This is a genomic window from Falsigemmobacter intermedius, from assembly GCF_004054105.1.
In the GTDB taxonomy this organism is placed as follows: Bacteria; Pseudomonadota; Alphaproteobacteria; order Rhodobacterales; family Rhodobacteraceae; genus Wagnerdoeblera; species Wagnerdoeblera intermedia.
Genome location: NZ_SBLC01000083.1, coordinates 1 through 4,953 on the forward strand (window position 1 = coordinate 1; position 4,953 = coordinate 4,953).

A 4,953-nucleotide genomic window follows, 5' to 3' on the forward strand; every position below is an offset into this window, starting at 1 on the left:
TCAGCTTCACTACACCCGTCTGCGCCGGTCCGAGCTGATCTGGTGGCATCGCCGCTATCTGCTGGCCCACTTCGGGACCCGCGTCTGCCCCTTCCCGGAGGCCCCGGGGGATTACGGCTCGCGCATCGCCCTGCCGATGACGCTCTTTGCCACCGTGATGGGCGCGCAGCAGAGGAAACTGTCAGAGGCCAGAGCGGTATCGAGCCCTGCTCCGTCGGAGATTGTTGCCGCGCATAATCTTTATACGGGTTACACGCTGATGCTGCTCTATCTCGCCACCGGCCATCGTCCGGTTGGCAGCCCCTTTGAGCGGCTCGGGGATATGGATCTGGCAACGGGCCTGATCTGGATCAGCGACAAAACCACCTCCGGCGAACGCGGTGCGCGGGTGCTGGTTCTGCCGCAGGCGGCGCAACAGCAACTCCGGCACTGGTGTGATCATCTGCGCAGGCTCCAGGCTGCGCTTGGTGCTTATCGGCTCCCCAGCCTTAAAACGCGCATTGACGCCGCGCTCACCGCCGACCCGCGGGCGCAGGCACCGCTCTTCTTCCTCTTCTCCGAAGAGGACCGCGTCACGGAACTGAGCACGGCCACGCAAAGGGCGCTTCTGCAGCGGTTTTTGCGCCTGCCGCTGAACTGGTCGCGACATCTCCTGCGCTCGGCGCTGACCTCACGGGTGGACGGCCAGCTGCTCGATGCCTGGATGGGGCACGCCCACTACGCTGAACTTCCCTTCAAGGCGGCCTCCGGCCTCGGGATCGGGGATCTGCGCAAAGTGGCGGGGGAGATTGATCTGATGATGACCGGGCATGGCATCTCCGCTCTGGAGAGTCCGCTGTGACAGATCCTGTTGCTTCCCCGGTCGGACGCGAGGCCCGGGCGCGTGCCCGCGGGCAGAGCCGCACTCTGCTGCGGGCCCGCGCAGAGGATCTGATCGCCGCCGCCGCACCGTGGCTTTTGCGTGCCGATCTGCCGGTCCCCGCTGAAGCCCATGCTCAGCTTCTTGAGCTGCATGGGCAGATCCTGCGTCATGCCCGCAGCCGCTCTGAGGCAGCGGGCATGAACGGCGTTCTGCAGGATCTGGTGGACCGCCATAACGCCCGCAGCCGCTCCTCCCCCGTTGCCGCCCCCGGTGCCATCACGGCGGTTTATTCCAAAGACGACAGCTGGCGGCTGGAGGACCCGCAGTTTGCCGCTGAAGCGCGGCGGCTGCGCGCGCAGTATTGGAAGATCCGGGAGGAGGGGCTCACATGGCAGGTCTCCGCGGATCAGCTGTTTGGCCTCTGTCTGGCGTCCGCGCTCTTTGAGAGCGCCTGCCTCACCCCCACGCATCTGCAGCTCTTTGCGCAGAGCCTGTTGAGCGAGGAGACCGTTCTTTACCGCGCGGAGGATGTACCCGTCTGGCTGGATCTCAAAGAACGCAGCCACAGCTCTGCGCGCCGGACCCGGGCGCTCAGTGTGGCAAGTGGCAAAGACGCAGAGGGGCTTTATGCCCTGCGGCGGCTCTTCCTCGCGCCCCCGACCCTGCGGCTGATCTCGCTCTTCTGGAACCTTCCCGTCACTGCCCGCCAGAGCATCCGGCCCGATCAGCCGGTGACAAAGCTGTTGGCAAAGGCTCTGGGAGAGCCGCCCCCGTCACTGCGTCTGCCGCAGCTGCTGCGCGGCGCGGCGCTGCTGCGGGAAGCGGAGCAGGGCGGTCCCGATCATCTGCTGACGGGACTGGCGCAGCGGCGGATCAAAAGCTTTGCCGCGACACCTGAGACATGGGCGCGGGCCCTGACCGGGGGAGCGGCTGCGGGCGAGGTCCTGCGCAAAAGCCCCGCCGTTTGGAGCCGGGAGCTTACAGCCCCGCCCGAGCGCCGCGTCACCCGGCTTTCGCATCCGGTTTTGCAAAGCGAGGGCTATCTGCGCTTCTATATGGCGCTTCATGACATCCGTCCGGAGGAAGAGGGTGCAGAGGAGAGCCCTGCAGCCCGCAGGCGCAGGCCGGGCGATCTGGCCCGCGATCTGCGGGCGGCACGTACCGGGGGAGACTGGCCGGATGTGCTCTGCCTTCTGAGCGATTGGTATCTCCATCTGCTGGAGAACGAAGGACTGCGCCCCTCAAGCGTGGAACGCTATGACGACACCCTGGGCCTGCGGCTCTGCCTGCATCTTGAGGATCTTCCTTTGCGTGAGCTCACGGCGGAAGATCTGGAAGATCTTTATGGTGAGATCCTCGAGGATGATCCCCGCAGTCCCGCCGAGCGGCGCAATCTCGCCAGACGCCTGCGCAGCCTGCACGACTTCGCCATGAGCGCATGGAACTTCCCGAAGATCGATCCGGAGACTTTTTCCATGGAGGGCGACACACCTGCGCTGCGCGTGCGGGCTCATCTTCTGTCCTTCCGCGACCTCACCACCGCGCGTCTGTCCCTCGCCAGCACCTTTGGCCTGCCGCCGGATCTCGCACGCACGCTGCAGGCCGCCTTCCTGCTGATGGCGCGCTGCGGGCTGCGCATCGGGGAGGTCTGCAAAGCACTGGCCGCGCATTTTGAGAACCCCGAGGGCACGCAAGTGCCCGAAGAGATGGCCACCCTCTTCATCCGCAGTTCGCGCTTTGGCAGCAATAAGACCCCCAATGCTTTGCGCCAGATCCGGCCAATGCTTCTGATGACCAGAGAGGAACGGGCCTTCTTCTCAGACTGGCTGGCGTGGCGGCGTAGTCTGAGCCCTGCAGGGCCGCTCTTCGGGATCCTGCAGCCGGACGGTACCTTCGCTCCGCTCGATCGCCTTGCGACCGGACGGCTTATCGCCGTAGCCCTGCGGGGGGCGAGTGGGCTGAGCATGGTCTCGGCCCATGATCTGCGCCGTACGGCGCTGAACAACATCGCCCTTGCTCTCGGCGAAGCGCGGGCGCCGGCTCTGGCGCTCACGGAACGGCTCACCGGTTGGACCTCCGAGGAGCGGCGCGCCGTGGTGCAGGCGGTGGCTGGTGTCTCTCAACGTGAACGCTGGGAAGCACTCGCCCGCTTTGCCGGCCACGGCAGTGTGGAGACCACCTTCCTGCATTACATCACCTGCGCAGATCTGCTGATCTGGCAGGCCTGCGCGTCCGGGGAGCAAAAGGATCTGCCTGCAGATCACCTGAGCGGCCCTGCAGCAGAAAGGCTGTTCCAGCTCCTGCCCGAGCCGGAGGAGATGCCTTGCGATCAAAGCAAAAGGACATGGCCTTCGCTTCAGGACAGTGCAGCGGCACTTCACGCTTTACGGATTGCGCTCGACTGCCTGGACCGCGGCCTCGCGCTCCCGCGGGCCGCAGCGGCGGCCTCATTGCCGGAAGATCTCATTGTGCAAACTGCCAGCGTGGCAAAGCGCTGGTCCGCCCTGCGCTCTGCCCGCGGGGAACTGCGCCTGCAGAAGAAAGGCGACGAGGGCCGACTGCTGCCGACCTCCCTGCCGGCGCCGAAGCTTAGAGAAGCGCTCGATCTTGCGGCGCGTCTGATCGATCTCGCCGCTGATCACCCGCAGGCGGTTTATCCCTGGGTCCGCACAACGCTGTCGCAGGCGTCGCGCACCAATGCGGGTGTGACCTTCCGGGACCCCGCGGATGCTACTGCCTGGATTGCACTTGCGGTGCAGCTGCGCCCGGCCGGGCGCTGGCAGTTTGAACGGGTCTCGCCCGAGATCGACCCTGATCTGCGCCGCGAACGGGAGCTCTTGTGGCAGGGCGTGCGGCCGGACGAGATGCAGCGCGCCGCACGCCGCGTTGCTCGCGGCAGCAGCGTTCAGGTCCGCTTGCGGCTGATGGCACCGAATGTGGCGGAGCAGGGGGCCCGTCCCGCCGGATCATGGGCAGGCGTGGTCACCGCCGCTGCCCATTACGCAGCGATCTGGCTGCAGCTTGGCCCGGATCAGGGGGCAGAGGATGCGGAGGCGGTCGAATGAATCTGAGAAGAGAGCCTTCCTTCACCTTTGAGCGGCCGGACGGCACACGGCAGAGCTTTGATTATGAACGCGCCCGTCGCGATGACCTCCATCTCTCGCCGGTCAGCTTTGAGTTATTTTGCCGGCTGGAAGATCTGCCGGTCTTCAGCGCTGAGATGACCGCGCTCTGGATATCCGAGCGGGAGCCGCTTCCCGAACTTAGCATGGTGATCGCCGGAGCCCATGACCCGGAGGAACTTCCTAAACATCAAAAGTTTGCGCTCTTCCCCATGATGCTGCGGCTTCAGGCTCTGCGCGATCTCAGGGCACATCCTTCGGTTCGACGCTTCGCCGCTTTCGGACCCTGCCGCGATCTTTTGGAAGATCCCCGGGTTCGCCATGAGTTCCTCTCCCGCCACCCGCTGCGCGATCTGGAGGAGTCTCCCTATCTTTGCGGCTGGTACCCGGAAGAACTGATGGAGTTCCTGGAGCGGACCCACCGCTGGGGGACGCATGAGATCTGCCTGGACGCAGGACAGGACGAGCTGCTGCTTTGTCGGCCGACAAACGGGCGCCCGCACGAGTATCTGCCGATGACCACAGGTCATGGAGAGCGGGTGATCCGCCTCAGTGGCGAGCCGCAAAGGGAAGGCAAGCCCCCTGTGCTCGACCTGACGTTCCTCCGGAGCGTGGCCGGGACCGTGGAGGAACTGCGCCGTGAGCGTGTCGGGGAGGCAGGGCAGACCCGCTGGGTCGTGGACCTGTCTTCGCAGCAGCACCCGCATAGTGGAGAAGGCGGGATGCGGGGGCAGAAATGACCTGCTGAGGTTAATTTCCGACTGGAGGGCGGGGAAGCAACGTCCGGCTTTATCTACAATCGCATCTCCCAGCGATCATAGGCTATCGAGCAGCGATCTCCAATGCCTCCAAGAAAGGCAGAGCGGACCCTTTCTCGCCGGCCGCCAATACGTCCGATAATAGTAAATTATCAGGACTTCCTCAGTCAGATCCGATTATGCTCAAAGCCTGCCATGCTATGCGCATTGC

3 protein-coding genes are annotated in these 4,953 nt (G+C 65.0%); all 3 read left to right on the top strand.

The annotated features are described in order from the left end of the window. Positions 1–841 (top strand): hypothetical protein (locus EP867_RS19965; RefSeq protein WP_206616386.1); only part of this gene is annotated, 841 nt, incomplete at its 5' end. Beyond that, complete coding sequence (locus EP867_RS18795) at positions 838–3,927, top strand: site-specific integrase (protein ID WP_128490978.1); 3,090 nt, start codon at positions 838–840, stop codon at positions 3,925–3,927. The genes EP867_RS19965 and EP867_RS18795, both read left to right, overlap by 4 nt. Further along, positions 3,924–4,724 (top strand): hypothetical protein, encoded by an 801-nt coding sequence (locus tag EP867_RS18800; RefSeq protein WP_128490979.1) that lies wholly within the window; start codon positions 3,924–3,926, stop codon positions 4,722–4,724. The genes EP867_RS18795 and EP867_RS18800 overlap by 4 nt, the downstream gene beginning before the upstream one ends. Positions 4,725–4,953 lie beyond the last annotated feature (229 nt).

Excerpts from the sequence above, each read along its gene's own strand:
- EP867_RS18800 (WP_128490979.1), top strand. The coding sequence starts at position 3,924 with ATGAATCTGAGAAGAGAGCCTTCCTTCACCTTTGAGCGGCCGGACGGC.